Origin of the sequence: Streptomyces sp. NPDC049597, from assembly GCF_040675505.1 — a bacterium.
Taxonomy (GTDB): Bacteria; Actinomycetota; Actinomycetes; order Streptomycetales; family Streptomycetaceae; genus Streptomyces.
Genome location: NZ_JBFAOY010000048.1, coordinates 12,624 through 38,388, shown reverse-complemented (window position 1 = coordinate 38,388; position 25,765 = coordinate 12,624). Strand labels below are relative to the sequence as shown.

Here is a 25,765-nt window from a genome sequence, read left to right as displayed (position 1 = left end):
CGTTCGGGGGGGGCGGGGCCCCCCCGGTTGCGGGCGGCCCCCCCGGCCGCGCCCCCCGCTGCCGGCCCGGCGCGTGGGGGCGACGGGCGGTTGGGTCCGACCGGGAGGTTCGGCCGATCAGGCCTGACCGCTGACCGTACGGCGACGGCGGACGATGAAAACGCTGCCGCCGACGACCGCCGTGGTGACCAGGCCGGCGCCGACCGCCATCTCGGTGCCGGTGGGCCCGATCGACCCGCCGATACCGCCCGCCGCACCGCGTGCGCGGATCACCCTGAACGAGGCGCCGGCAGTCCGCGAACTGTCGTTGCACCGCACCGTGAGGTGGTATTCGCCAGGGGCGGCGTTGTTGCGGACGCGGGCCGTGGCCGTGGCCGTGCCACCGTCGCCACCGAAGCCGCCACCGTCACCGCCGCGGCCGCCGGTGTCCCCACCGCGGTTGTCGGTGTCGCCACCGCGGTTGTCGGTGATTCCACCGCGGTTGTCGGTGTCGCCGCCGCGGTCGTCGGTGTTGCCGCCACGGCTACCACGGTCGCCGCCCTCGTCGCCACGGTTGCCGCCGTCACCACCGAAGTCGCCGTTGTCACCACGGTTGCCACCGTCACCGCCCTCGTCGCCACGGTTGCCACCATCGCCACCGTTGCCACCTTCGTCGCCACGGTTGCCACCGTTGCCACCCTCGTCGCCACGGTTGCCACCGTTGCCACCGAAGTCGCCGTTGTCACCACGGTTGCCACCGTTGCCACCGAAGTCGCCGTTGCCACCACGGTTGCCACCGTTGCCACCGAAGTCGCCGTTGCCACCACGGCCCCCACCGTCGCCACCACGACCCCCGCCGTCATCGCCACGGCCGCCGCCGTCACCACCGAAGCCGCCACGACCGCCGCCGTCACCACCGAAGTTGCCACCGTCGCCGCCACGGCCGCCGCCGTCACCGCCGAAGCCACCACGCCCCCCACCGTCACCACCGAAGCCACCACGCCCCCCACCGTCACCACCGAAGCCACCACGCCCCCCACCGTCACCACCGAAGCCACCACGGCCCCCACCGTCGTTTCGGGAGAGCACCGCGTCGGGGAAGGCGTTAGAGCTGACGACGCCACCGCGGTGGCAGCCGTCGACGCTGATCGTCAGGGTGCCTCCGGGGAAGACCGAAGACGGGCTGACTCGGACGTTCCTCGGGCCGTCGCCACCGCCGGCGGCGGCCAGCGGAGCGCAGAGCCCGACGGCCGCGAAAGCGGACGCGGTCGCCGCGAGAGCGCGTGTAGCACGCATGGTTGAACCTCCAGCGGAAGACGCTCCGGAGCGGCGCTCCGGGATATTCGACGAGGACGCCTCCCATGACGAACCCTCATCGCCACGGACGTTCGTCGCATTTCGGCCTTGGTCCAGCCCGGTGAGCGACACGCCGTGCGGGCGACCCGCCACCTGACGGAGCCGCAGGTCACAGACCGTCAGGCTGTTTATCCGCCCATTACTCGGATGGGTCACCCCGAGTGGCCGCCGCCACCCGTTCGCCCTTCCCTTCTCGCAGCGTCCGCCGGCCGCACTTAGCGTGACCGCATGCGCACAAAGGGGAGAACCATGGGCCAGGACACCTACGGCTCCGAGCGGAGACGACGCTCGCCCTGGGGGGTGCTGGCCCTCGTCATGCTCAGTGGGATCGCGTTGATGAGGAACGGCGTCGACGTGGGGATCGGGCCCCCGCAGCCGGCGGCCGCCGCCTCGCTCGGCAAGCACGCGGGCGAGACGTTCCTGCCCGTGCCGCTCGAACCGCTGCCGTACTCGCCCCCTGCCCGGGTGCGCGTCTCCTCGCTCAAGGTGGACGCGCCGATCATGGACGTGGGCCTGGACGAGAAGGGGTGGATCGCCGCACCGCCCGCGCAGGACCCCAACCTGGCGGGCTGGTTCCAGAACGGCGTGGCCCCCGGCCAGCGCGGCACCGCCGTGATCGTCGGGCACGTCGACAACCAGGCGGGCCCGGCGGTGTTCTACGGTCTCGGCTCGGTGAAGCCGGGGGCGCTGGTCGAGGTGCCGCGGCTGGACGGCAGGACGGCCGTCTTCGAGGTGTACGGCGTGGAGGTGTTCTCGAAGAACGACTTCCCCGGCGTCCGCGTCTACGGCGACACCGGTTCGCCCGAGCTGCGGGTCATCACCTGCGGGGGCGGCTACTCCAAGGCGTACGGCTACGACGGCAACGTCGTCGTCTTCGCCCGCATGGTCAAGGTCCGCTGACCCGCCGGCCCTTGCCGGCCACGGCCCCCGTGGCCGGCGGTCGGGGCTCGGCCGGTCACCGTCCCGCTCAGCGGCGCGGGACGGTGATGCGGTAGCCCTCCTCCAGCAGCTTCGGCAGGTACTTGCGCAGGGCCGCGACGCTCTGGGAGCGGTTGCCGCCCGCGTCGTGGGAGAGCACGACGACACCCGGGGCCGCGCCTTCCAGCACCCGCCGGACGATGGTGCGGGTGCCGGGTGTCGTCCAGTCCAGGGTGTCCAGGGTCCAGGCGAGCGGTTCCATGCCGAGCTCGGCGCCGATCTCGAAGGAGTGGCGGTTCCACGCTCCGTAGGGCGCCCGGTACCAGAGCGGTGCGGCGCCCACCGCCTTCGCGACGACGTCGCTCGTCCGGCCCAGCTCCTCACGGATCCGGGACGGCGCCAGGGCGGGCACGAGCGGGTGCGACCAGGTGTGGTTGCCGATCACATGACCGTCGTCGGCCATCTCCCGCAGCAGGTCCCCGTGGTGCGTCGCCATCTCCCCGCAGACGAAGAACATCGCCTGCACGCCGTGCTCGCGCAGGGCCGCCAGGATGCCGGGGGTGTAGCGCTGGTCCGGTCCGTCGTCGAAGGTGAGCACCATCGTGCGGTCCGTCGCACGCACCTTGCGGAAGGGCCTCCTGCGCACCGGCGGGACCGCGGGGCGCAGGCTCACGGGGGGATACGCGGTCATCGGCTGGAGACGGTAGGACGAGGCCCGCGGCGGCCATGCCGCGGGCCGCGGACCCGCGGCACGGCCGGGCGGAGCGGCGGCGGGCCCGGGTGCGGTGCGTCCGGACGGGTTGGGCTCGCCGGCGAACAACCCGCCGACGACGGCGGCACCGCCGAGGCAGGCGGCGAGGCGGAGAACCGAGCGGCGTCCACGGAGCAGCTGATCCTTGTCCATGGCTCATGGCTCGCACGGCTGATGCCGCGGGCAACTGATCGACACCGGATTGCGGGCCGGATTGACCCGATGAGAGCAGTACCTGGCCGGGCGCTCGGCAGGGTCCTGGGCGTGTCGGCGGCCGTCCGGCACGGGTACTGGCCTCGGTGGCGTGACGGAGTATCCAGCGCACCGGTCGAACGCGGTACGGACGGGCCGAAGGTGATCCTCGTCGGCCTGGACGGATCGGAGTCGTCGCTGCGGGCCGCGGCCTACGCGAGCGGTCTCGCGCGGCGGCAGCGTGCGCTGCCGGCCATCGTCTACGTCCAGCCGGTCATGCCCGCGGGCGCGGCGCTCGGTGTGCCGGTGGCGGACACGACCGGGGAGATCGCCGAGGGCCTCGTCGCCGAGATCCGGGCGGCGGCCGAGCGGGTGCGCGGTATCTGGGACGTCCGCTGGGAGTTCCACACCTTCCGCGGTGACCCGTACACGGGGCTGGTCACCGCGGCCGGCGACCTCAAGGCGGACGCCGTGGTGGTGGGGGCCTCGGAGTCGGCGGGGCACCGGATCATCGGCTCGGTGGCGGTGCGGCTGGTGAAAGCGGGCCGGTGGCCGGTGACCGTCGTCCCGTAGGGCCGGTGCCCGGGCCCTCAGCGGCCTCCTTGACGAGTCCCTCGTGCCGCGCGCCGTGCCGGGCACGGTGGCGCTGACGTCCGCGAGGGCGTGCGGGGGTCGGCGCGTACGGGATCCGTCCTCAGCGCCCCGTTGACGACGCGCCGTCGACGGTCTCCGTCCACCGCGGGACACCCCGCGCCCTTTCGGCCTCGCGGGCAGCGACATCAGTCCTGCGGGGAGGACGTCACCGGCGGCGACGGGGCTGAAGCGGCGGGCCGTGCTGTCGGCACGCGGCGGGTGGAGTCGGCCGGTGGGTCCCCACCACGGCGACGAACAGCCGGCGGATGACCGCGCAACGGCCGTACCTGTCCGGCCGACCGTTCGGCGCACCACTCGCCGCTCGGTGCGACCGTTCGGCGACGACCGTTGCGCGGCGTCTGTCGATGTGCGCCCGGATGCGTTCGTATACGGCACGTGGCAGCGACCGACGGGTGAAAGGGTGTTTGGCGATGGCAACGGCGACCGCGACGACCGACGAGCGGGCCATGGCGGAGCTGCAGCGTGACCACGGCCCCGCCCTCATGAGCTTCCTGCTCGGCCTCACCTACGGGGACCAGCAGCGCGCCGAGGACCTGCTGCAGGAGACGCTGGTGCGCGCGTGGCAGCACCCGGAGGCGTTCGAGGGCCCCTACGAGTCGATGCGGCCCTGGCTCTTCACCGTCGGCCGGCGCCTCGCCATCGACGCACGCCGCTCCCGGCTCTCGCGCCCCACGGAGATCGGCGACGGCGTCCTCGCCACCACCCCTGACCCGACCGACCCGACCGAGAGCACCGCCCTGGCCCTCGACGTCCGGGCCGCGATCGGCGCCCTGAGCCCCGAGCACCGCGCGGTGCTCGTGCAGATCTACTTCGGCGGGCTGAGCGTGAACGAGGCCGCAGAGGCGCTCGGCATCCCGCCGGGGACCGTCAAGTCGCGCTCGTACTACGCGCTGCGCGCCCTCGCCCGGTCCCTGCCGGGCTACAGCCGGCGCACCGTCACGTCCGCCCCGCAGACCCCGGTGCCGCACTCCGTGCACACGGACCACGACCACGACGTGTCCCTATGCGGAACGTCACGCCGGAGTTGAGCAAACAGGGGCCCTTGGCCGTCTTGGACGGTGGAGGCTCGTCATCGAGTCCCGGACGCGGTCGACAGGAAGGTGGGTGGGAGGCGTGCAGCGCGAGAGTGCGAACGGCGCCGGGGGACCGGGGCTGGCGGTCCCCATGGCGTGGCTGTGTGCCGAGTACACGGCCGAGGAGATGCTGCGGGCCGGCGCGCTCGTCGAGTACCGCTCACTCGAATACCGGGCTGGGCGCGGGGCCCTGGCGCTGACGATCCACCTGTGCGACGGCCCGGGAGCACCGGAGGCGGTGCTCCCGGCGACCACGATCGACGAGTGGCTGTCGCTGACCTCGTACGGATACCCCTGGCAGGAGTGGGTCGAGGAGCGGCTCTCCACCCGGGCGGCCCGGCAACGCGACGGCGCCCCGGACCCCGATCTGGCGCTCGCGACCGCCGCCTGGGACTGGTTGCGCACCACCGAGCTGCTCGCGGCCGACCTCGGGGACCTGGAGCCCTGGCATCCGGCGCTCCCGCTCGCGGCCGGCGTGGACGAGGCGAGCAAGGTGTGGATGCCGGCGTGGCAGCTGGGACTGCCGCTCGGGCATCTGGCGATCCACCTGTGGTGAGGCCCGCGCCAGGGCCGGGCGGCCTCAGTCGACGCGCCGTCCCGCCGAGGAGTGCACACCCGCACGGTACTTGGGGATCCGGATCGTGATCTTCATGCCGGCTCCGGCGGCAGTCTCGATGACGAGCCCGTAGTCGTCGCCGTACACCTGGCGCAGCCGCTCGTCGACGTTCAGCAGCCCGATGCCCGAGGAGGGGGACCGCTCCCCCGCGAGGATCGCGCGCAGGACATCGGGGTCCATGCCCACCCCGTCGTCCTCGATCGTCACGGTCGCCTCCGAGCCCGCGTCCTGCGCCGCGATCATGATGCGGCACTCGTGCCGGGAGTCCTCGAGGCCGTGCTTGACGGCGTTCTCGACCAGGGGCTGCAGGCACAGGAACGGCAGGGTCACCGGCAGCACCTCGGGGGCCACCTGCAACGTCACCTTCAGCCGGTCGCCGAAGCGGGCGCCCGCGAGCGCGAGGTACTGCTCGATGCAGCGCAGCTCGTCCGCGAGGTGGGTGAACTCCCCGTGCCGGCGGAAGGAGTAGCGGGTGAAGTCGGCGAACTCCAGCAACAGATCGCGGGCACGTTCCGGGTCGGTCCGGACGAACGAGGCGATGGCGGCGAGCGAGTTGAAGATGAAGTGCGGGGAGATCTGGGCGCGCAGAGCGCGGATCTCCGCCTCGATCAGCCGGGTGCGAGAGCGGTCGAGCTCGGCGAGTTCCAGCTGGACGGAGACCCAGCGGGCGACCTCGGTCGTCGCCCGCACCAGCACCGCCGACTCCCGCGAGCCGTAGGCCACCAGGGCTCCGAGCACCCCTTCCTCCCCGGTCAGCGGCGCGATGACCACCCAGCGCAGCGGGCACTCCAGGTCCTCGCACTCGGAGTGCACGCTCTGGCTGCGGCCCGAGTCCAGGACCTGGGCCACCCTCACCATCACCTGCCGCTCGTGGTGGTCGTCGCCCGGCCCGTCCCAGGCGAGGACGCGTTCGCGGTCGGTCAGGCACAGCGCCTCGGTGCCGAGCAGGGAACGCAGCCGCCTGGCCGCCTTGCGCGCCGTGTCCTCGGTCAGCCCCGCGCGCAGCGGCGGGGCGGCGAGGGACGCGGTGTGCAGGGTGTGGAACGTGGCGTGCTCCACGGGCGTGCCGAGGTCGAGGTCCGGCCGCACGCCGCGCCGGGCGGCGGCCCTGCCGAGGGCGAGACCGAGCACCACACCGACGGCGAGCAGCACGGCGCCCGCCGCGGCCAACGCGGCCGCTTCCGTCCCGGTCATCGCTCCGCTCCTTCGGGCTGGGGCCGGCCCGCGAGGTCCTCCGGCAGATGCAGCCGGGCGAGGATCGCGGGTGCGCCGGCGGGGATGTGGCGTGGGGTGGCCAGCGAGACGGCCACCATCGTCAGGAAGCCGAGCGGTACGGACCACAGCGCGGGCCAGGCCATCAGCGTGTGCGGCCAGCCGTCCGGTGCGAGGCCGGCCCGTGTGGCCATGACCGCCGTGAGGGCAGAGCCGCCGCCGAGGACCAGGCCCGCTGCCGCGCCGGGCGGGGTGAGCCCGCGCCACCAGATGCCGAGGACGAGCAGCGGGCAGAAGGACGACGCGGCGACGGCGAACGCGAGTCCCACCGCGTCGGCCACCGGCACGTTGCTGGTCACCACGGACAGGCCCAGCGGCACGGCCATGGCGAGCAGGGTCGCGAGCCGGAAGTGCCGAACGCCGCGTGAGGGCAGGACGTCCTGGTTGATGACCCCGGCCACCGACATCGTGAGCCCGGACGCCGTGGACAGGAAGGCGGCGAACGCGCCGCCGGCCAGCAGCGCGCCGAGCAGGTCTCCCGCGAGCCCGCCGATCACCCGCTCGGGCAGGACGAGCACGGCGGCGTCGGCGGCGCCGGTCAGGGCCAGTTCGGGCGCGTAGACGCGGCCGAGTGCACCGTAGACGGGCGGCAGCAGGTAGAAGGCGCCGATCAGGCCGAGCACGACGAGGGTGGTGCGGCGCGCGGCCCGGCCGTTGGGACTGGTGTAGAAGCGGACGGCGACGTGCGGCAGGCCCATGGTGCCGAGGAACGTGGCGAGGATGAGTCCGTACGTCGCGTACAGCTGGTAGCCGTCCCGTCCGCCGGACAGGGGCTGGGACCAGCTGACCGGGTCGGTCCCGGAACCGGTCCGCTCGGGCACCTCCGCGCCTTCCGGCAGGCGCAGCACGGTGCCCGCCTCGATGCGGTGGGTGCCCTCGGCGAGGGTGACCTTCTCGCCGTGGTGGCGGATCTCGTCGACCTCGCCGGTGACGGTGAGGGTGAGCGGTCCGTCGAGGTCGACGCGGACGGTGTCGCCGATCCTGACGTCGGTGTCCGCGCGGAGCACCGCGGGTGCGTCGAAGCGGGCGCGCGGCGCGTCGTCGCCCGCCCAGGCCGCGACGAGGAACAGGGCGGGCACCAGCAGGGCGGTCAGCTTGAGCCAGTACTGGAAGGCCTGCACGAAGGTGATGCTGCGCATGCCCCCGGCCGCGACGGCTCCGGTGACGACGACGGCGACGACCAGGGAGCCGAGCCAGTCCGGCGCGCCGGTCAGGATCTCCAGGGTCAGCCCGGCCCCCTGCAGCTGGGGCAGCAGGTACAGCCAGCCGATGCCGACGACGAACAGGGACGCCAGCCTGCGGACGGCGGCGGACTCCAGGCGGGCCTCGGCGAAGTCGGAGAGCGTGTACGCGCCGGAGCGGCGCAGCGGGGCGGCGACGAGCACGAGCAGGACGAGATAGCCGGCGGTGTACCCGACCGGGTACCAGAGCATGTCCGGTCCCTGGAGCAGGACCAGGCCGGCTATCCCGAGGAAGGAGGCCGCGGAGAGGTACTCGCCGCTGATGGCGGCCGCGTTCAGGCCCGGCTTGACCGTGCGTGAGGCGACGTAGAAGTCGGAGGTGGTGCGGGATATGCGCAGGCCGAGCGCGCCGATGAGGACGGTGGCGAGCACCACGACGGTGACGGCGGCCACCGCGTAGGTCTGGTTCACGGTCAACGGCCTTCGACGAGCCTGGTGAAGTCGCGCTCGTTGCGCTCGGCCCGGCGCACGTACCGGCGGGCGGTCAGCCACATCACGGGATAGACGCCGAAGCCGAGGACGGCCCAGACGAAGGGGGCCGGGGAGCCCGGGGACCCGCCGAGCACGGCGGGCAGGGCGAACAGGAGCGGCAGCGTACCGACGAGGAGCACGAGGGCGCCGAGCGCGCCGAGCGCGGCCCGCAGCTGGCTGCGCATCAAGGAGCGCACGTACGTGGTGCCGAGCGTGGTCTGCTCGCTGATCTCGAACCGTGCGGGCGCGTGGCCCGGGGGCCGCCGCGTGGCCCGCGGCACCCCGGTGACCACCTCGCGGCGCGGGGGCTGCTCTGCTGACATCGTCCGTCCGCTCCAGCGTCTGTCGGCGAAGGCGGGTGGATGGGGAGTCTACGCAGCGGCGATCACGGTGGGTAGGGGCAGCCGGGCGTGACGGGGGGCCTGCCCTCGGGCCGTCCCGCCGGGCGGCCGACGGTGCACGGCCCGGCGCGACGGGGAGCCGCCTCCGGGAGCCTCCGTTCCCGCCGCATCCGCCGACCGGGGCGGATGCGGTCAGTGCGGGCGGGGCCCCGCGCAGGCGCTGAGGGCGATCTCCAGTTCCACGTACGACTCCTCCGCCCGGCGGAACGCCACCTCCAGCGCCGCTTCGGTACGGGGACCCGCGAGGCCCCTGGACGCCTCGCGGATGCCCTCCAGCACGTCCGCCCACCGGCCGGCCGCACTGCGGGCGGCGGCGAGCAGCGCCTCCAGATCGGCCGGGTCCGAGGGAGGCGCCGAGGGCAGTCCGTTCAACTCGTCCAGCAGTGCTTCGATGTCGGACATCAGGCCCCTTCTTCTCCCGGCGCGATCAAGGTTAGGTCCGCGGCGGGCGGCGAGGGAGGCCGGCGGAGGGTGCCTCGCCCAGCGGGGCAGGTCCGTCGCCGGACGGCCCGCTACCTGCGACGAACGGCTCCTCGCGGTCGTCGAACGGTCAGCCCCGGGAGCCGGGAGCCGGCCCGCCCGAGCCCTTGGAACCGCGCGGGAGCATCAGCAGGTCGCGCAGCTGACGCGCGTGGCGGCGGCTCACGGCCAGCTCGGCGGTGCCCACCCGCACCGTCGTCGCCCCGGCGTCGAGGCGGAGTTCGTCGATGCGGCCGAGCGCGACGAGGTGGCTCCGGTGGATGCGCACGAAGCCGCGCGAGGCCCAGCGCTCCTCCAGCGTGGACAGCGGGATGCGGACCAGGTGGCTCCCCTCGGCGGTGTGGAGCCGGGCGTAGTCGCCCTGGGCCTCGACATAGGTGATGTCGTCGACCGGAACGAAACGGGTCACGCCGCCCAGTTCGACGGGTATCTGCTCGGGGCCGGGCCCGGGCACCACCGTGGGCAGCGCGGTCGGCACGGGCTGCGGGCGCTGTGTGTCGCGCTGCGGGACGATCAGGTCCCCGACCCTGCGGACCGCCTCCGCCAGCCGTTCCCTGCGCACCGGCTTGAGGACGTAGTCGACGGCCTTGAGGTCGAAGGCCTGCACGGCGAAGCCCTCGTGCGCCGTGACGAACACGATGAGCGGCGGTCTGGCGAACCCGGCGAGCAGCCTCGCGACGTCGAGCCCGGTGAGCCCGGCCATGTGGATGTCGAGGAAGACGACGTCGATGGCGTCCTCACTGTCGGGACCCGCTTCGAGGGCCCGCCCGATGCGCCGGAGCGCCTCGGTGGCGTCGGTGGCCCCTTCGGCACTGCGGATCCGGGAGTCGGCCCGCAGGAGGTAGAGCAGTTCCTCGAGCGCCGGTCTCTCGTCGTCGACAGCCAGTACGCGCAGCATGCTGCGGAGTCTAGGCCCGGCCTGGATGCGAGGACCACGCCCCGGTCTCCCTGCCTCTTTGCGATCGCGTCCGGCGCCTGGCCGCCGGGTTGAGCAGAGCGACTTCCCGCTGCGTATACCAGGGTGACCGCCCGTAACACGAGGAATCGAGGACCCCCGATGAGCCGCCAGCAGCCGCACGAGGATGTGGCCGCCTACGCGCTGGGCGTCCTGGAACCCGCCGACGCGTTCCGTTTCGAGGAGCATCTGGCCGAGTGCGTCATGTGTGCGGTCCGGCTCTCGGACTTCACCGCCGTCGCGCGGGCCGTGGCCGAACTCGCGGGTCCCGCCCGTGCCGACGTCCGCCCTTCGCCCCGCCTGCTGGACCGGCTCACGCAGCACGTCGCGCTGGAACGGCGGCGCGCCCGCCGGAGGCGGCTGCGGCTGGCGGCCGCGGCGGCCGTGCTGGCCGTCGGCCTGCCCGTCGCCGTGGTCATGGCGCAGGACGGCGGCGAGCAGCCCGCACCGCAGCGGGTCGTGGCGGCCGATCCGGTGACGGGCGTGCGGGCATCGGTGGCACTGGAGGACCGGACGTGGGGGACGTCGGTGGCGATGCGGTTGGCGGGCCTGCCGGGACCGCGCACATGCCGGCTCGTTGCGATCGGCAAGGACGGGGTCGAGCATCCGGTGCTGAGCTGGTGGGTGCCGGCCGGCGGGTACGGCGTCGCCGACGGCCCCGGCTACGCGGGGCCTCTGGACATCGAGGGGACCACCGGCCTGCACACCGCGGAGATCGGCCGCTGGGAGGTGCGCGGCGACCGGGGCGAGCGGCTGTTGTCGATCGGCGGCTGAGCCGGGGACGTACGCGGGGGACGGTCGGGCATCGCGCCGCTCCAGAAAAACGCCGGGCGGGAAGGGAAGGGGAACGGGAGGCGCCGTCACTTCAGCAGGCGCGAGAGTCTCCGGTCGGCGAGCGGCTTCCCGCCCGTCTGGCACGTGGGGCAGTACTGCAGGGACGAGTCGCTGAACGACACCTCGCGGATGGTGTCGCCGCAGACCGGACACGGCTCCCCCGTGCGTCCGTGGACCCGCAGCCCGCTCTTCTTCTCCGACTTGAGCCGTCCCGCCGCCACGCCCCGCGAGCGTTCGACTGCCTCGGCGAGCGTGCTGCGCAGCGCCTCGTAGAGCACGTCGGTCTCGTGCTCGTCCAGGTTGTGGACGGGTTTGAAGGGCGACATCCTCGCCGCGTGCAGGATCTCGTCGCTGTAGGCGTTGCCGATGCCGGCGATCAGGCTCTGGTCGCGCAGCACTCCCTTGACCTGGCGGCGCTCCCCGGCGAGCACGGCGGCGAAGGCGGCGCGGTCGAAGGAGTCGGCGAGCGGGTCGGGGCCGAGCCTGGACACGCCGGGCACATCGGCAAGGTCGCCTACGAGGTGCACGGCGAGCCGCTTGGTGGTGCCCGCCTCCGTGAGGTCGAAGCCGCCACCGTCCGTCAGGGCCGTGCGCAGGGCGAGCGGTCCCTTGCCCGGCCGGGGCGGCACCGTGGGGAGCTCGTCCTTCCACTGGAGCCAGCCGGCGCGGGCGAGATGGATGACGAGATGGAGGCCGCCGACGGTGATGTCGAGCCATTTGCCGTGCCGGGCGACGGCGGTGACGTCGGCCCCCTCGACAGCGGTCAGCGGCGGGTCGTACGTCTTGAGCACGCTGACGGCCACCGGCGTGACACGGGCGACCCGGCGGCCGACGAGGTGGCCGTCGAGGAACTCTCGGAGTGCTTCGACCTCGGGCAGTTCGGGCATGTCTCCACCCTGCCGCACGGGACGGCCCGCCGCACCAAGTGCGGCCCGTCCCCGCACGCTGTCCCACCCGGGAGATCCCGCAGCAGGGCCGGTCACCGATCCGGCTGTCGGACCATTCCCGCTGGGGTTCGGCCGCCGCCGACGAGGCTCAGCAGAGCGTCCAGCTCCTCCCGCGCCGCGTGCGCCAGACGGTCGAGGTCCGGCAGCGCCTTGCCGTCGGCGACGAGCCCGATGTGCACCTGGCCGCCGTACGTCGACATGGCCACCGCCAGCGACTGCCCCCGGGCGAGCGGCGCCATGGGGTAGATCTCGCGCAGGGGGCAGCCGCCGAGGGACAGGGCCGAGCGGGGCAGCGGCACGCTGGTGACGAGGAGGTCGAAGAGCATCCGCGCGGCACCGCCCGCGATCGGAGCGCCGAACCGGTGGGCCAGCGGCGGCAGTTGGTCGGCGAGCAACGCGACCGCTCCGGCGCCGCGCGCCGGGCCCGCCGCCTTGTTGCGGTCCATGGCCTCGCGGACGGAGGCGAGGCGCGCCAGCGGGTCCGGCTCGGCGACGGGCAACTGGAGCAGGTAGGCGGACAGTTTGTTGCCGGAGCCGGAGGGACTGCCGGGGCGGCGGCGCGAGACCGGCACCAGGGCGCGGGGGCCGTCGTCGGGCAGCCGTTCGCCGCGCTCGCGCATCCAGCGCCGGAGCGCGCCGGCGACGACGGCGAGCAGCACGTCGTTGGCGGTGCCGCCCGCGACCCGGCGCACCTGCTGCACGTCGTCCAGCGGCAGCACCGCGGTGCCGAGCCGTCGTGTGCCGCTCGGGGCGGCGGTCAGGGAGGGCAGTCCGCGCGGGTCGAGCCGGCTGGCCCGTACGACGGAGGCGCCGACACCGACCGCGCGGCCCAGCTCCTCGATACGGTTCTGGGCGAGGTCGGCGAGGACGCGGGGCCCGGCGAGCCAGGAGCGCGGGGGCACGGGCCGCGTGCGGCGGATACCGGTACGGCGGGCGTCCGCGATCTCGTCGAAGATGCCCGCCCCGATGGCAACGGCGCGCATGCCGTCGGCGAGGGCGTGGTGGAGCTTGACGAGCACGGCGAAGCGTTCGCCGCGGGGGTCGCGCAGCAGGTACATCTCCCATGGCGGCAGTCCGCGTTCGAGCGGACGCTCCATCAGTTCGCCGGCCGCCGTGGTGACCTCGGCGGTGAAGTCGTCGCCGGTCAGGCACACCTCCCGGACATGGCGTCGCACGTCGAAGTCCTTGGCGGCGCTCCAGGCGGCCCCGCCGACGGGGAGCAGGACGTCGCGGACCCGCATTCTCAGCCGGGGAATGGCGGCGGCACGGTCCGCGAGCAGGTCGATGAGGCCGTCGGCGGCGCCACCGGGCGGGGGGCCGAAGAGGGCGAGTGCGCCGAGGTGCATGGGATGAGCGGCGGATTCCAGATGCCAGAACGCCAGGTCCAGCGGTGCGAGAAGCTCAGAGCTCACGTGGTCCTCATGTCTCCGGGAGGCCGGGAGTTCGCAGTCAACATCTTCCGGACGGTTACGGTCAAGTATGACCGGTTCACGCACAGTTAACAGTCGCCGACGATCAGATCCGCGGCCGGTCCGGGATGAGGAACTCGCACCACACGCACTTGCCACTGCCGCGCGACTCCACACCCCACGATTCGGAGAGCCGGTCGACCAGCATCAGGCCCCGTCCCGACACTCCCGTCTCCCCCGCGTCCCGTCTGCGCGGCAGCGCGCTGGAGCGGTCCTCGACCTCCACCCTCAGCCGCCGTTCGACACCCGACAGCACCCGCACGGTGACGACGGCCCCGCCGTCCGTGTGCATCAGCGCGTTGGTGATCAACTCGTCGGCGGCGAGCTCGACCTCGTCCGCCCTCTCGTGCGCACCCCAGGCCCGTACGGCGGCTCGGACCATGTGCCGCGACGACCGCAGCGCCTCCGGGTCGTTCTGTCCGACGTGCTGCTGGAGGCGGCCGAACGTCTGGGACGCGTAGGCCCTCTTACGGCGCAGCAGCAGGATGGCCACGTCGTCGTCACCGGCGCGCTCGTCGACGACCTCGCAGAGCCGGTCGGCGAGGAGTTGGAGATCGCTCGGCCCACTGTGCACCAGGGAGGCCAGCAGGTGCATGCCGTCGTCGAGGTCGGCGCCCGGCTGTTCGACCAGTCCGTCCGTGTAGAGCAGCAGTGTCTGCCCGGGGTCCAGTTCGACGGTGCTGACCGTGTAGGCGAGCCGGCCGAACTCGGCGGAGAGGCCGAGCGGCAGCCCGCCCGGCACCGGCAGCCTGCGGCAGCTGCCGTCCTGGTCCCTGATCAGCGGATCGACATGGCCGGCACGCACCATCTGCACCACCCCGGTGGACAGGTCCACCTCGGCATAGAAACACGTCGCGAACCGGTCGGTGTCGAGCTCGTGGAGGAAGACGGACGACCTGGCCATCACCGTGGCGGGGGTGTGGCCCTCGGCCGCGTACGCCCGCAGGACGATGCGCAGCTGGCCCATGACGGCGGCGGCGTGCGTGTCGTGGCCCTGCACGTCGCCGATGACGGCGCCGACCCGGCCACCGGGCAGCGCGATGATGTCGTACCAGTCGCCGCCGATGTCCTGGCCGAGGCGGGCGGAGCGGTAGCGCACGGCGATCTGGGCACCGGGCACTTCCGGGATACGGCGGGGCAGCATCGCCTGCTGCAGCCCTTCGGCGAGGTCGTGCTCCTGCTCGTACAGGACGGCGCGCTGGAGGCTCTGGGCGATGCTGCTGCCGAGGGCGACCAGCAGATTGCGTTCCTCCGGCGTGAAGCCGATCTTGTCCCGGTACAGCAGGCCGAGTGCCCCGATGGGCCGGGCCTGGGCGATGAGCGGCAGATAGGCGGCGGCGGAGATGTCGAGGTCGCCGATCGCGTGCCACAGCCGCGGGTAGGACCGGGCGAAGTCCTCCTTGGACTCGATGAACCGGGGGGCGAGCGTGCGCACCACCTCGCTCATCGGGTACTGGTCGTCGACGCGGGTGTAGCGGGTGCCCGGGACGAAGGAGCCCTCCGGCCCCTCGGCGACGAGGCGGATCCGCCCGGATTCGAGCAGGCCCATCACCAGGCTGGTCGCGCCGAGGTGTTCGAGGCCGTGCGAGTTCTTCAGCAGCTCGATGACGTCCTGGACGGTGCGGGCGTGGGCGAGCGCGGCCGTCGTGGTCTCGACGACGCTGGTCTGGCGGCGGCGCTCCTCGTCGACCTCGACACGTGCGCTGGAGTCGGCGAGCTCCTGGGTGGCGTCCCGCACGATGCCGATGATGCGGACCGGACGACCGTTCTCGTCGCGGCGCACGCACGCCTGGGTGTGCGTCCAGCGCAGGGTGCCGTCGCGGCAGCGGATGCGGAAGTACGCGCCGTAGTGGTCGCTCCCGCGCTTGAGCGCCTGCGCCACCATGCTGTCCAGGCGGACGGCCTCGTCCGCCGGCACCCGGGCGGTCAGGGTCGCCGGGTGGCCGTCGTACTCGTCCGGGTGCAGATCGAACACGTCGAGGCCGGGCTCGTCCACGTGCATCAGACCGGTGGTGAGGTCCCAGTCGAAGCAGCCCATGCGATTGAGCGTCAGGCTCACGTCCGCGTGCGCCGGCCAGTCGTCGGGGAGCGACAGGGCACCCGCTGCCCGCTCAGCCATGGAGCCACTCTGCCATCATTCGGCGCATTCCACGAGCGGATCAGGCAGGGCTCCCTCAGCCCTGGTAGGGGTCCGGCGCGGGTGCCACGCCGTCCACGGAGGACGGGACGGCGTTCTCCTGAGGCGGGACGGGGTCCGGCCCGCCCGGCGCCTGCGGTTCCGCGTCCGGGGCCGGCGGGTCGGCCGGCAGGGGCTCGAACTGGTCCTGCGGATTCTGAGGCGGGTCACCGAAGGACTCGTCGGCCGGACCCCACGGTTCGGCGGGCGGCTGCGGCGCGGGCACCGCGTCCTGGGGAGCCGGGACGTCCGGAGCCGGAACGTCGGGAGCCGGGACGTCGGGTGTCGGGGCGACGGGGGCGGGGACGTCCGGAGCCGGGGCGACGGGGGCCGGGACGTCCGGAGCCGGGGCGACGGGCGACGGAGCCTGGGACGAGGGCGTGCCGTCGGGCCCGGCGGGCCCCACGTCGCCGGAGCCTTCGGAACGCCTCAGGTCCGTGAACACCTCGTCGGGGTCGACGGGCGGCAGGACTTCGGGCCGGGCGTCCTCCTCCCCGTCGGTACCGGCGGGCCGTTCGATCCAGGTGCCGTCGGCGGTGCTGACGACCAGCAGGTTGTTGACGACCTGCACGGCCGGCTTGATCACGACGGCCCGGTCGGCACGGTAGCCCGGCCACGCGTCGCCCTTGGTCACGACCGCGCGCTTGACCGCGACCGGCGGCTTGAGCGGATTGCCGCCGGCGCAGCGCACCCGGGGGGCGCCGTACTGGTCCACGAGCACCGCGGTGCCGGTCTGGAGGACGGCCTGGTAGCCGACAGCCTTGCCGTCGCGGAAGGAGTGGCCGGTGATGCGGGTGTCGGAGCGCAGCACGACGGAGGTGAGGCCGCGCAGGAACTGGGGGATGTCCGCCCGGTCGACCCCGGTGCCCTCCGCGAACGCGCGGGCCTTGTCCTGGTCGGTGGCGAGGAGGCGGACCTGGGCCTCGACGTCGCAGCTCGCGATCTGGTGGCTGCCGCCGTACAGCCCGGGCGTCGAGCCGGACAGGGTGCGCAGGGTCGTCCCCCCGCCGGACGGGCTCCTGGGTGCCGCGGTGACGGGCGGCGGTGCGAATGCGGGGGTGGGGAGGGCGGTCGACGCCGTGAAGGGTTCGGGGCCCTTGGCCGCGACCGGCTGGAGGAGCACCTCCTCCGGATCCGCCGCCCGGCTCTCGCTGCCGCATCCGGCAGCCAGGGGCCCCACGCACAGCACGGCGAGCGCCGCGCACAGAGGACGCATCGGTGAGCGCACCAAGATCTCCCGCCTTCCGCAACTCGAGATGTCCCTCAATTTCTGACGGATCGACAGACGGAGCGCGACTTGAACACGTTCAGTTCAGCCTCTAGGCTCCATCCCAAGGAATTGAACATGTTCAAGCCCGGGGGTGGGACCTGATGTCCGCGCTGGTCAACCTGATCGTGATGCTGGGGATGCTCTTCGTGGTGCCCGCGGGACTGCGTCTGATCGACCCGGTCCGGCTCGCGCCCGTTCGGCGGACATGGCCGCTGTTCGCGACGGCGGGATCGGCCGCCCTGTGGCTGCCCCGGGGCACTGCCGCCGTCGCGCTCGCCGCCGTCTACGCCGTGGGCACGCTGGTGCTGGCCGCCCAGGCCCCGAGGCGGCTGCTGCGCACGCGGTCGCTCGCCCCGGCGGAGTTCGCCGTGCTCACCGCGCTGGTGACGCCCTCTGTCGCCGGCGTCGCGCTGGTCGCCGAGCGGGCGGGGCACGAGCTCTTCGGCTTCTCGCTGCCGATCCTGGCGCTCACCGTCCCTCATTTCCACTTCGCGGGCTTCGCGGCGGCGCTGGTGGCGGGCCTGGTGTGCCAAACCGCCGACGGGACCGGGCCCGCCCGGTTCGCGGCCCTCAGCGTGCCGGCCGGCACGCTGCTGGTCCTCGGCGGTTACTTCACGGGCGACTGGGCCGAACTGGCCGGGGCACTGGTCCTGACGGCCGGTATGTGGGCCGTGGCACTGCTGACCTGGCGCGACGTCCGGGCCGGCGAGCGGGACCGCGGCACGCGGGCGCTGCTCGGTGTCTCGGCGGCCGTGCTGGTGGCGACGATGCTGCTCGCGCTGAGCTGGGCCGTAGGCGAAGCGGCGGACCTGCCCCACCCGAACCTGACCTGGATGGCCGCCACCCACGGCCTCGGGAACGCCGTGGGCTTCGCCCTCTGCTCGATGCTCGCCTGGAGACGACTGAAGGAGACTGCCGCATGAACCGCCCGGACGCCCGAGGCTCGCTCACCTACCCCGAGACCGGCGCCACCCGGCAGGGCCCGCTGCCGGAGGGCTACCACCACCTGCACCACACCGCCCGCGTCGGACACGGCCGCGCGGCCTTCGAGGCGGCCGGAGCCGCTGTGACCGGGTGGGGCATGCACCGAGGGTCGGGGGCCCGGGTGCGCGCCACCGCGGACCGGGCCGAGGCCGGAGTGGGCGTCGAGGTCGCGCTCGGTGCCGGACCGCTGCGGCTGACCGCGCCGTGCGAGGTCGTCTGGGCGGTGTACGAGAAGGACCGGACGGGTTTCGCGTACGGAACGCTGAGCGGTCACCCGGAGTGCGGCGAGGAGGCGTTCACCGTCGATCTGCACGACGACGGCTCGGTGTGGTTCACGGTCCTCGCCTTCAGCCGGCCCGCCGCCTGGTACACCCGGCTCGCCGGGCCGCTCGTGCCCGTGGCCCAACGGCTCTACGCGCGGCGGCTCGGGCACACCCTGCGCGGCATCGCCGCCGCGGCCGGGCGCCCGTCCGGCTGATGACCCGGGCGGGAGCTGCCCGATACTGGGAGGGATGGAGTGGTTCGGCGACGATGCCTACTGGCTGAGCCGGCTGGTTTTCCAGCGGGCTCTCGCCGCCGTGTACCTGGTGGCCTTCCTCTCCGCGGCGCTGCAGTTCCGTGCGCTGATCGGCGAGCGGGGCATGCTGCCGGTGCCGGCGTTCCTGCGCAGGGTGCCCGCCCGCGAGGCGCCGACCCTGTTCCGGCTGCACTACTCGGACCGCTTCTTCGCCCTCGTCGCCTGGAGCGGCGTCCTGCTGTCGGCCGCGCTGGTCGCCGGCGCGGCCGACGACGTCCCGCTCGCCGCCGCGATGGCGTGGTGGGCGGTGCTGTGGGCGCTGTATCTGTCCATCGTCAACGTCGGCCAGACCTGGTACGGCTTCGGCTGGGAGTCCCTGCTGCTGGAGACCGGGTTCCTCGCGGTCTGGCTCGGCAACGAGCGCACCGCGCCCCCGGTGGTCGTGCTCTGGCTGCTGCGCTGGGTGCTGTTCCGGGTCGAGTTCGGCGCGGGGCTCATCAAACTCCGCGGCGACCTGTGCTGGCGCGAGCTGACGTGCCTGTACTACCACCATGAGACCCAGCCGATGCCCGGCCCGCTGAGCTGGTTCTTCCACCATCTGCCGAAGCCGGCGCACCGCGTCGAGGCGGGCGCCAACCATGTGGTGCAGCTGCTGGTGCCCGTCCTGCTGTTCACCCCCCAACCGGTGGCGAGCGTCGCCGCGGGCCTGATCGTGGTGACCCAGCTGTGGCTGGTGCTCTCGGGCAACTTCGCCTGGCTGAACTGGCTGACGATCGTGCTCGCCCTGCCCGCCGTCGACGGCTCGCTCATCGCCGACGGCCCCGAGCTGCCGGACGCCCCGCTGTGGTACGCGGTCCTGGTGCTGACCGTGTCCGCGGGTCTGCTGGCCCTGAGCCACCGGCCCGTGCGCAACTTCTTCTCGCGGCACCAGGCGATGAACCGTTCCTACGACCCCCTCCATCTGGTCAATTCCTACGGGGCGTTCGGGACCGTGGGCCGGGTCCGCTACGAGATCGTGGTGGAGGGAACGGACGAGCGCGTGGCCCACGAGGGCACGGTGTGGCGCGAGTACGGCTTCAAGGGCAAACCGGGCGATGTCCGCAGGCTGCCGCGCCAGTTCGCGCCGTACCACCTGCGGCTCGACTGGCTGATGTGGTTCGCCGCGCTCTCCCCCGCCTACGCCCGCTCCTGGTTCCTGCCCTTCGTGGAGCGCCTGCTGGACGGTGACCGGGACACGCTGCGGCTGCTCGCGCACAATCCCTTCCCCGACGCGCCGCCGGTGCAGGTGCGCGCGCGGCTGTACCACTACCGGTTCACGACCTGGCAGGAGTGGCGGCGTACGGGGGCCTGGTGGCACCGGACACCCGTACGGGACTTCCTGGCCCCGACCCGGCTGCGCTGACTCCCGGCGCAGCCACCGAGCCGCGGTGAGGGGGCGGCTTCTGCGCCCCGCCCCCTGCCCTGACGGGTCCCGCTCATGCCCACGGCGCTTGTGGGCACACGTCCCGGGTCTGCGGGCGATCGTCCCTTCACCGCAGCGGGCGGATGCCACATCCGACCGGTGAGCGCTGCCCATCGAAATCCCCTGGCGCCCCGTCTAGTTTCATCTCGTCGCACGAGATCACGAGTTCGGATGGCGAAAGGAATTCGGATGAAGAAGGTTCACAGGACTGACGTGAAAGCGGAAGTCGTGAGGGAACCGGGGGCAAAAGAAGCCCTGCACCGCAAGCTCATCGACACGCCCGACGGTGCGGACCGATTCGTCCTGACGGAATTCGAGCTCGCGCCCAACGGCTCCACTCCGCCGCATTACCACGAGTGGGAACACGAGATCTACATCATCGAGGGCTCCATGGGCCTCGTGAAGCCCGACGAGGGCAAGACCGAGCAGGTCGGCCCGGGCGACGCCGTGTTCATTCCCCGCAACGAGCCGCACGGCTTCGTCACCGGCCCGGACCAGACCTGCCGGTTCCTGGTCGTGGCGCCGTGCGAGCGGCCGCCCGTACGGAACTTCTTCCTCTCCGACGACCCGTACGAGTACACGCAGCTCCCCGAGTACGCGAGCGCCCAGGAGGCCAAGTGACCACCACCGCATCCGCTCCCGTGACGCCGGTGCCCGGTAGCTCCGAGGACTCCTCCCGCGTCCACGGCATCCTGACCGCCTATCTTCAGTCGAAGGCCGTCTTCACCGCTCTCGACCTGGGCATCTTCGAGAGCCTGGAGGAGCCGCTGGCGATCGGCGAGCTCGCGGGCAAGCTGGGCCTCGAGGTGCGCCCCACCCGTGCGCTGCTCGTCGCGCTCACCGGGCTCGACCTGGTGCGTCGCGAGGGCGACACGTACCGGAACACCGCCGAGGCCTCGCGCTATCTGGTGGCCGGCCGCCCCGAGTACATGGGCGGCTTCGCCGAGCACCAGAACAAGCACTTCGCGCACTTCGACAAGCTCGGGGACGCGGTGCGGGAGAACGCCTCCCTCAACCAGCGCGTGCTGAAGAAGGGTTACCGCGACCAGGGCGCGGCGGCCGGCGAGGGCCGCGAGGGCACTGCGCGGCTCATCCAGGCCATGCGGGTCAGCTCGCGCCTGCAGGCCGACAAGCTGGCCCAGGCGGCTCCGCTCGACGGAGTCGAGCACATCGTCGACCTGGGCTGCGGCTCCGGCGACTACTCCATCGCGCTGGCCCGCCACAACCCGGGCCTCAAGGTGACGTCGCTCGACTATCCGGCCGTCTGCGACCTGGTCCGGGCCAACGTCGAGGAGGCGGGTGTGGGCGGCCAGGTGACTCCTCACCCGGCCGACATCATGTCCGACCCGTGGCCGGAGACCTCCGTCGTCCTGCTCTCCCACGTGCTCGACGGGTACGGGCCGGAGCGCGCCCTGCACCTGATCAAGCGCATCCACGAGCACCTGCCCGAGGGCGGCCGGCTGCTGGTGCACGCCCACATGCCCTCGCTCGCCACGGGCCTGTTCCCGTACATGTTCGGTCTGATCCTTCTCGTCAACACGGAGGAGGGCGAGGTCCGGGACGACGAGGACATCGTCGGCTGGGTCAAGGAGGCGGGCTTCGGCTCGGTGGAGACCAGGAACATCTCGCTGCTCTCCGGGCTCGTCGTCGCAACGAAGTAGGAGTATCGGTGACACGCGACACTCAGCGTCCGGACCCCGGGCCCCTGCTCGCGCTGAACTTCGGATTCGCCCGCGCCCGGGTGCTCGGCACGGCCGTCGAACTGGGCGTGTTCACCGAACTCGCCGGTGGCCCGAGGCCGGCCGGGACGCTCGCATCGGCCCTGGGCTGCGACACCGTCGCGCTCACCCGTCTGCTGGACGCCCTGGCCGACCTCGGCCTCGTCACCGGCGACGACGACAGCGGCAGGCGGCTGACGGCCCTGGCCGAGGAGTATCTGGTGCCGGGCCGGCCGGGCCACCTGGGCGAGCACTTCACCGAGGTGCTGGAGCAGTGGGACAACTGGGGCCGGCTCACCGACGCCGTGCGCACCGGTGTCCGCGGCAACCGGCTCGGTCCGCCGCGTGAACGGGACCTGCACCCGGGCATGTTCGCCGGGGCCCACCCGCTGGCGGCGCCGATGGCCGAGGCCGTCGTGGCCGAGCTCGGGCTCCGCCCGGCCGGCCGGGTCCTCGACTACACCGCGGGCAGCGGCGAGTGGGGCATCGCGCTCGCCGCCGACCCGGCCGCCGAGGTGACCGCGCACGACACCCCCGGGCTGCTGGCGGTCGCCAGGCGGCATGCCGTCCAGGCCGGAGTGGCGGATCGGTTCGCCTTCGTCCCAGGGGACTTCGGGCCGCGGCAGCCGTTTGCGGACGGCTCGTTCGACACCGTGGTGATGGCGCATGCCGGCCGCTTCGCGGGGCCGGAGGAGACGGCCCGGATGATCGCCGCATGCGCCCGGATGCTGCGGGACGGCGGGACGTTCGTGTACGCCGACATCATGCGGGCCGACCCCGGCGGTCCTCCCCTGCCGCGGGCGATGCTCGATCTGAGCCTGCTGGTGAACACCCGTCACGGCGGGCTGCGCGACCCTGCCGACTGCCGCACTGCGATGGAGCAGTCCGGACTCCTGCCGAAACAGACCGTCACACGGGGGCTGGTCACGGCCCTGACAGGACAGAGGCGATAGACATGCGAGAAGTAGTGGTCACCGGACTGGGAGTGGTCAGTCCGGCCGGCGTCGGTACAGAGGCCCTGTGGGACGTCGTGTCAGCGGGGAAGAGCGTCACCAAGTCGTTGTCCGAGATCACGGTCTCGGATCTCTTCAAGAACTTCTCATTCGTTTCCGACGCCATCGCGGAAGTACCGGATTTCGAGGACCATCTGCCGTCGCTGCCGCCCGAGGTGCAGCGCCTGGACCGGTATTCCCAATTCGCCGTCGCGGCCGCGCTCCAGGCGCTGCGTGACGCCGGACTCGAGAGCGGGAGCTATGCCCCCGACCGCGCGGGCATATCCCTCTCGACAGCCATTTGCGGCACCCCGCGCATGGAGGAGGAGTTCCTCGCCGTCACCGACCGGGGACGCAAGCCCATCGATCCCTCATTGGCCGGCCGGGGTCTCTACCTGGCGTCCATGTCCAACACGCCGGGTGTGGTGCTCTCCGCGCTCCTTGCCGCACAGGGCCCGTGCGTGACCCTGTCGACGGGCTGCATCGGCGGTATCGATGCCGTGGGTCACGCCTTCGAGGCCATCCGGCACGGCGAGGCCGACGTGATGATCGCGGGCGCCAGCGAGGCCCCCATCACCCCGGTCACCGTCGCCTCGTTCGAGATCATCAGCTGCCTGTCCCAGGCGTACCGGGACCGCCCCGAGGCCGCCTCCCGGCCGTACGACGCGAACCGGGACGGGTTCGTGCTCGGCGAGGGCTGCGGCATCGTGGTCCTGGAGGAGAAGGAGCACGCGCTGCGCCGCGGCGCCACTCCCTACATGGAGATCGCCGGTTTCTCCCACACCTCCAACGCCGTGCACATGACCGACCTGCTCTCGGACGGCGCCGATCTGACGCGTGCCATGACCCAGGCGATGGAGTACGCGGGGGTCCGGCCCGAGGACATCGACCACGTCAGCTCGCACGGCAGCTCCACCCCGCAGAACGACACCTGCGAGACCAGCGCCCTCAAGCTCGCCCTCGGCGAGCGCGCCCGCCAGATCCCGGTCAACTCCGCCAAGTCGATGCTGGGGCACGCCCTTTCGGCCGCGAGCGCCATGGAGATCGTCATCTGCGCCCTGGCCCACCGCCGGTCGTTCGTCCACCCCACCGCCAACTACGAGAACCCCGACCCCACCTGCGACCTGGACTACGTGCCCGGTACCGGCAGGCCGTGGCACGGCGACGCCGTCCTGAAGGACGCGAGCGGTTTCGCCGGACTCCACGCGGCCATGGTCACACGTGCGGTTCCCGAGGCATCCGAGGAGGTCTCCCGGTGAACGGGATCGTCATCACAGGCATCGGCGCGGTCACCCCGGCCGGCACCGGTGCGGAAGCAGTCTGGGCGGACGCCCGGGACGGGCGCTCCAAGGTCACCGCCATCGACCGGTTCGACGCGTCCGACTACGCGTGCCAGGCCGCCGGACAGGCCGACTTCACGGCCGCCGAGCATCTGCCCCCCCGGTTCGTGAAGCGCACCGACCGCTTCACGCACCTGGCGGTGCACGCCGTGCGCGACGCGCTCACCGACGCGGGTATCACGATCGGCGAGGACGTCGCGCCGGAGCGCACGGGCGTCATGGTCGGAAACGTCCTCGGCGGCTGGGAGTTCGCCGAGCGGGAACTGCGCAAGCTGTGGACCGACGGACCCCGGGCCGTGAGTCCTTACCAGGCGACGGCCTGGTTCCCGGCCGCCCCGCAGGGCAACATCTGCATCGACCAGGGCATCAAGGGTCCCGCGCGGACCTTCGTGGCCGACCGGGCGAGCGGTGCGTACGCCCTGATCGGCGCCGCCCAGTCGTTGCTGCGCGGGCAGGCCGACATGGTCATCGCCGGCGGAGTCGAGGCGCCCCTGTCGCCGTACGGCTGGCTGTGCCTGGAGACCAGCGGTCTCGGCGCGAAGAGCCGGAGCAGCCTGGAGCCGCACGAGCTCTACCGTCCCTTCGACGCCGGGCACGGGGGCAGCGTCTTCGCCGAGGGAGCCGTCTTCCTGATCATGGAGCGGCGCGAGACGGCCGAGGCGCGCGGCGCCACCGTCCTCGGTGAGCTCGCCGGCTGGGGTGTCAGCACCGACGGCTACATGCCGTACTACACGGTCGAGCCGACCGGTCAGGTGCTGGGCCGCGCGATGACGGCCGCCGTCGAGCAGGCCGGTGTCACGGTGGCCGACCTCGGCGCCGTGTTCGCCCATGGAGCGGGAGTCCCCTTCGAGGACGTGACCGAGGGGTACGCGCTGCACGAGGCGTTCGGCACCGCGGCCGACGGGCTCCCGGTCACCGCGCCCAAGGCGGGCTTCGGTCATCTGCTGGGTGCCGCGGCCCCCGCGGACGCCGTGATCGCGCTGAACTCCATGCGCGAGGGGCTGATCCCGCCGACGCCGAACCTGGACCGCCCCGCGCCGGGCATCGACCTCGACTTCGTGCGAGGCGGGGCACGTCCCGCGAAGGGCATGGGGCACACGCTGGTCGTCTCGCGCGGCCTGGGGGGAGTCAACGCATGTCTGCTGTTGCGGAGCTGACCGTGTCGGTCGCGGACGAGGTGGCCCGCCGGATCGCGAATCCCTGGAGCATTCCCAAGCCGCCGCGGCCGCCGGAGGCCCTGCGGTCCACCGGCGTCCGGGCAGTCGGGATCGACGTGGTGGACGTGACCCGTCTGGAGTCCCTCGTGGCCAGGCGCGGTGACCGCCTCGTGGCCCGGCTGCTCACCCCGGCCGAACGCGGCCTGTGCGCGGGTGCGGCGGCCGGATACCGGCTGAACTTCGTCGCCGGCCGGCTCGCCGCCAAGGAGGCGGTCCGCAAGACCCTGACCGGTTACGGCACCCGGGCGGGCTGGCACGACGTGCAGATCATGCGCGGCAGTTCGGGAGAGCCGCTGCCCGAGCTCTCCGGGCGCGCCGAGGAGGCGTTCCGGATGGCGGGGCTGTCACGCCTGCACCTGAGCATCACCCACGAAGGCGGTGTGGCTGTCGCCGTGGCCCTGGCGAGCGACTGAGTCTCCGGCGGGCGGGCGGCTGCGGCCCGTCCGCCGGTCCCCCCTCGGGCCGTAGGGCATCAGCCCG

General features: G+C 73.0%; 25 protein-coding genes. 15 read left to right on the top strand and 10 right to left on the bottom strand.

Annotation, left to right across the window (positions count from 1 at the left end; genetic code table 11):
- Nucleotides 1-90 precede the first annotated feature (90 nt).
- Both AB0K02_RS31760 and AB0K02_RS31755 read left to right on the top strand, forming a co-directional pair.
- A complete protein-coding gene (locus AB0K02_RS31760) occupies nt 91-1,281 on the top strand; it encodes a hypothetical protein (protein ID WP_365996075.1) in 1,191 nt (396 codons plus the stop codon).
- A gap of 303 nt (nt 1,282-1,584) precedes the next feature.
- Nucleotides 1,585-2,235, top strand: a complete 651-nt coding sequence (locus tag AB0K02_RS31755) for a class F sortase (protein WP_365996078.1) — start codon at nt 1,585-1,587, stop codon at nt 2,233-2,235.
- Between the two features lie 67 nt (nt 2,236-2,302).
- On the opposite strand, the gene AB0K02_RS31750 is transcribed toward AB0K02_RS31755, so the two are convergent.
- Nucleotides 2,303-3,157: a polysaccharide deacetylase family protein gene (locus tag AB0K02_RS31750; protein ID WP_365996074.1), complete on the bottom strand. Its 855-nt coding sequence runs from the start codon at nt 3,155-3,157 to the stop codon at nt 2,303-2,305.
- A 69-nt stretch (nt 3,158-3,226) separates the two neighbouring features.
- On the opposite strand from AB0K02_RS31750, the gene AB0K02_RS31745 reads away from it, so the two are divergent.
- The 3 genes from AB0K02_RS31745 (at nt 3,227) to AB0K02_RS31735 (ending at nt 5,479) form a co-directional block, all read left to right on the top strand.
- Nucleotides 3,227-3,769, top strand: a complete 543-nt coding sequence (locus AB0K02_RS31745) for a universal stress protein (RefSeq protein ID WP_365996073.1) — start codon at nt 3,227-3,229, stop codon at nt 3,767-3,769.
- Nucleotides 3,770-4,260: 491 nt separating this feature from the next.
- On the top strand, nt 4,261-4,878 hold the full coding sequence (locus AB0K02_RS31740) for a sigma-70 family RNA polymerase sigma factor (RefSeq protein WP_365996072.1): 618 nt from the start codon (nt 4,261-4,263) through the stop codon (nt 4,876-4,878).
- 136 nt (nt 4,879-5,014) lie between these two features.
- Nucleotides 5,015-5,479 (top strand): hypothetical protein, encoded by a 465-nt coding sequence (locus tag AB0K02_RS31735; protein ID WP_365996077.1) that lies wholly within the window; start codon nt 5,015-5,017, stop codon nt 5,477-5,479.
- Between the two features lie 24 nt (nt 5,480-5,503).
- Here AB0K02_RS31735 and AB0K02_RS31730 read toward each other — a convergent pair whose 3' ends face one another.
- The 5 genes from AB0K02_RS31730 to AB0K02_RS31710 form a co-directional block, all read right to left on the bottom strand.
- Nucleotides 5,504-6,733: a histidine kinase gene (locus AB0K02_RS31730; protein ID WP_365996071.1), complete on the bottom strand. Its 1,230-nt coding sequence runs from the start codon at nt 6,731-6,733 to the stop codon at nt 5,504-5,506.
- Nucleotides 6,730-8,463, bottom strand: a complete 1,734-nt coding sequence (locus AB0K02_RS31725; protein ID WP_365996070.1) for a cation acetate symporter — start codon at nt 8,461-8,463, stop codon at nt 6,730-6,732. Before AB0K02_RS31725 ends, AB0K02_RS31730 begins: the two co-directional genes overlap by 4 nt.
- Before the next feature lie 2 nt (nt 8,464-8,465).
- Nucleotides 8,466-8,846 carry a hypothetical protein gene (locus AB0K02_RS31720; protein ID WP_365996069.1) on the bottom strand — a complete coding sequence of 127 codons (381 nt, stop codon included), beginning with the start codon at nt 8,844-8,846 and terminating at the stop codon, nt 8,466-8,468.
- Between the two features lie 210 nt (nt 8,847-9,056).
- Nucleotides 9,057-9,326 (bottom strand): hypothetical protein, encoded by a 270-nt coding sequence (locus tag AB0K02_RS31715; protein ID WP_365996068.1) that lies wholly within the window; start codon nt 9,324-9,326, stop codon nt 9,057-9,059.
- A 148-nt stretch (nt 9,327-9,474) separates the two neighbouring features.
- Entirely contained in the window at nt 9,475-10,302 is an 828-nt protein-coding gene (locus AB0K02_RS31710) for a LytTR family DNA-binding domain-containing protein (RefSeq protein ID WP_365996067.1), read from the bottom strand.
- 159 nt (nt 10,303-10,461) lie between these two features.
- Between AB0K02_RS31710 and AB0K02_RS31705 the strand changes: the two genes are divergently transcribed.
- The gene (locus tag AB0K02_RS31705; protein ID WP_365996066.1) at nt 10,462-11,133 is read left to right on the top strand and encodes a zf-HC2 domain-containing protein; all 672 of its coding nucleotides are present in this window, start codon (nt 10,462-10,464) and stop codon (nt 11,131-11,133) included.
- 86 nt (nt 11,134-11,219) lie between these two features.
- Here AB0K02_RS31705 and AB0K02_RS31700 read toward each other — a convergent pair whose 3' ends face one another.
- The 4 genes from AB0K02_RS31700 to AB0K02_RS31685 form a co-directional block, all read right to left on the bottom strand.
- The gene (locus AB0K02_RS31700) at nt 11,220-12,080 is read right to left on the bottom strand and encodes a DNA-formamidopyrimidine glycosylase family protein (RefSeq protein WP_365996065.1); all 861 of its coding nucleotides are present in this window, start codon (nt 12,078-12,080) and stop codon (nt 11,220-11,222) included.
- Between the two features lie 92 nt (nt 12,081-12,172).
- Entirely contained in the window at nt 12,173-13,552 is a 1,380-nt protein-coding gene (locus tag AB0K02_RS31695) for a wax ester/triacylglycerol synthase family O-acyltransferase (RefSeq protein ID WP_365996064.1), read from the bottom strand.
- Between the two features lie 103 nt (nt 13,553-13,655).
- Entirely contained in the window at nt 13,656-15,728 is a 2,073-nt protein-coding gene (locus AB0K02_RS31690; protein WP_365996063.1) for a SpoIIE family protein phosphatase, read from the bottom strand.
- 55 nt (nt 15,729-15,783) lie between these two features.
- Nucleotides 15,784-17,013, bottom strand: coding sequence for a DUF6777 domain-containing protein (locus tag AB0K02_RS31685; protein WP_365996076.1), 1,230 nt, complete (start codon nt 17,011-17,013; stop codon nt 15,784-15,786).
- Nucleotides 17,014-17,156: 143 nt separating this feature from the next.
- On the opposite strand from AB0K02_RS31685, the gene AB0K02_RS31680 reads away from it, so the two are divergent.
- The 9 genes from AB0K02_RS31680 (at nt 17,157) to acpS (ending at nt 25,698) form a co-directional block, all read left to right on the top strand.
- On the top strand, nt 17,157-17,978 hold the full coding sequence (locus tag AB0K02_RS31680) for a YndJ family protein (RefSeq protein WP_365996062.1): 822 nt from the start codon (nt 17,157-17,159) through the stop codon (nt 17,976-17,978).
- Nucleotides 17,975-18,517, top strand: coding sequence for a DUF1990 domain-containing protein (locus tag AB0K02_RS31675; RefSeq protein ID WP_365996061.1), 543 nt, complete (start codon nt 17,975-17,977; stop codon nt 18,515-18,517). The genes AB0K02_RS31680 and AB0K02_RS31675 overlap by 4 nt, the downstream gene beginning before the upstream one ends.
- Before the next feature lie 34 nt (nt 18,518-18,551).
- On the top strand, nt 18,552-19,958 hold the full coding sequence (locus AB0K02_RS31670) for a lipase maturation factor family protein (RefSeq protein ID WP_365996060.1): 1,407 nt from the start codon (nt 18,552-18,554) through the stop codon (nt 19,956-19,958).
- 249 nt (nt 19,959-20,207) lie between these two features.
- Nucleotides 20,208-20,639: a cupin domain-containing protein gene (locus tag AB0K02_RS31665; protein ID WP_365996059.1), complete on the top strand. Its 432-nt coding sequence runs from the start codon at nt 20,208-20,210 to the stop codon at nt 20,637-20,639.
- The gene (locus tag AB0K02_RS31660) at nt 20,636-21,679 is read left to right on the top strand and encodes a methyltransferase (RefSeq protein WP_365996058.1); all 1,044 of its coding nucleotides are present in this window, start codon (nt 20,636-20,638) and stop codon (nt 21,677-21,679) included. The genes AB0K02_RS31665 and AB0K02_RS31660 overlap by 4 nt, the downstream gene beginning before the upstream one ends.
- Nucleotides 21,680-21,687: 8 nt before the next feature.
- Nucleotides 21,688-22,689: a class I SAM-dependent methyltransferase gene (locus AB0K02_RS31655; protein ID WP_365996057.1), complete on the top strand. Its 1,002-nt coding sequence runs from the start codon at nt 21,688-21,690 to the stop codon at nt 22,687-22,689.
- A 2-nt stretch (nt 22,690-22,691) separates the two neighbouring features.
- Entirely contained in the window at nt 22,692-23,987 is a 1,296-nt protein-coding gene (locus AB0K02_RS31650; protein ID WP_365996056.1) for a beta-ketoacyl-[acyl-carrier-protein] synthase family protein, read from the top strand.
- Nucleotides 23,984-25,225, top strand: a complete 1,242-nt coding sequence (locus tag AB0K02_RS31645) for a beta-ketoacyl-[acyl-carrier-protein] synthase family protein (protein WP_365996055.1) — start codon at nt 23,984-23,986, stop codon at nt 25,223-25,225. Before AB0K02_RS31650 ends, AB0K02_RS31645 begins: the two co-directional genes overlap by 4 nt.
- Nucleotides 25,204-25,698 carry a holo-ACP synthase gene (gene acpS, locus AB0K02_RS31640; protein ID WP_365996054.1) on the top strand — a complete coding sequence of 165 codons (495 nt, stop codon included), beginning with the start codon at nt 25,204-25,206 and terminating at the stop codon, nt 25,696-25,698. The genes AB0K02_RS31645 and acpS overlap by 22 nt, the downstream gene beginning before the upstream one ends.
- Nucleotides 25,699-25,765: the final 67 nt, after the last annotated feature.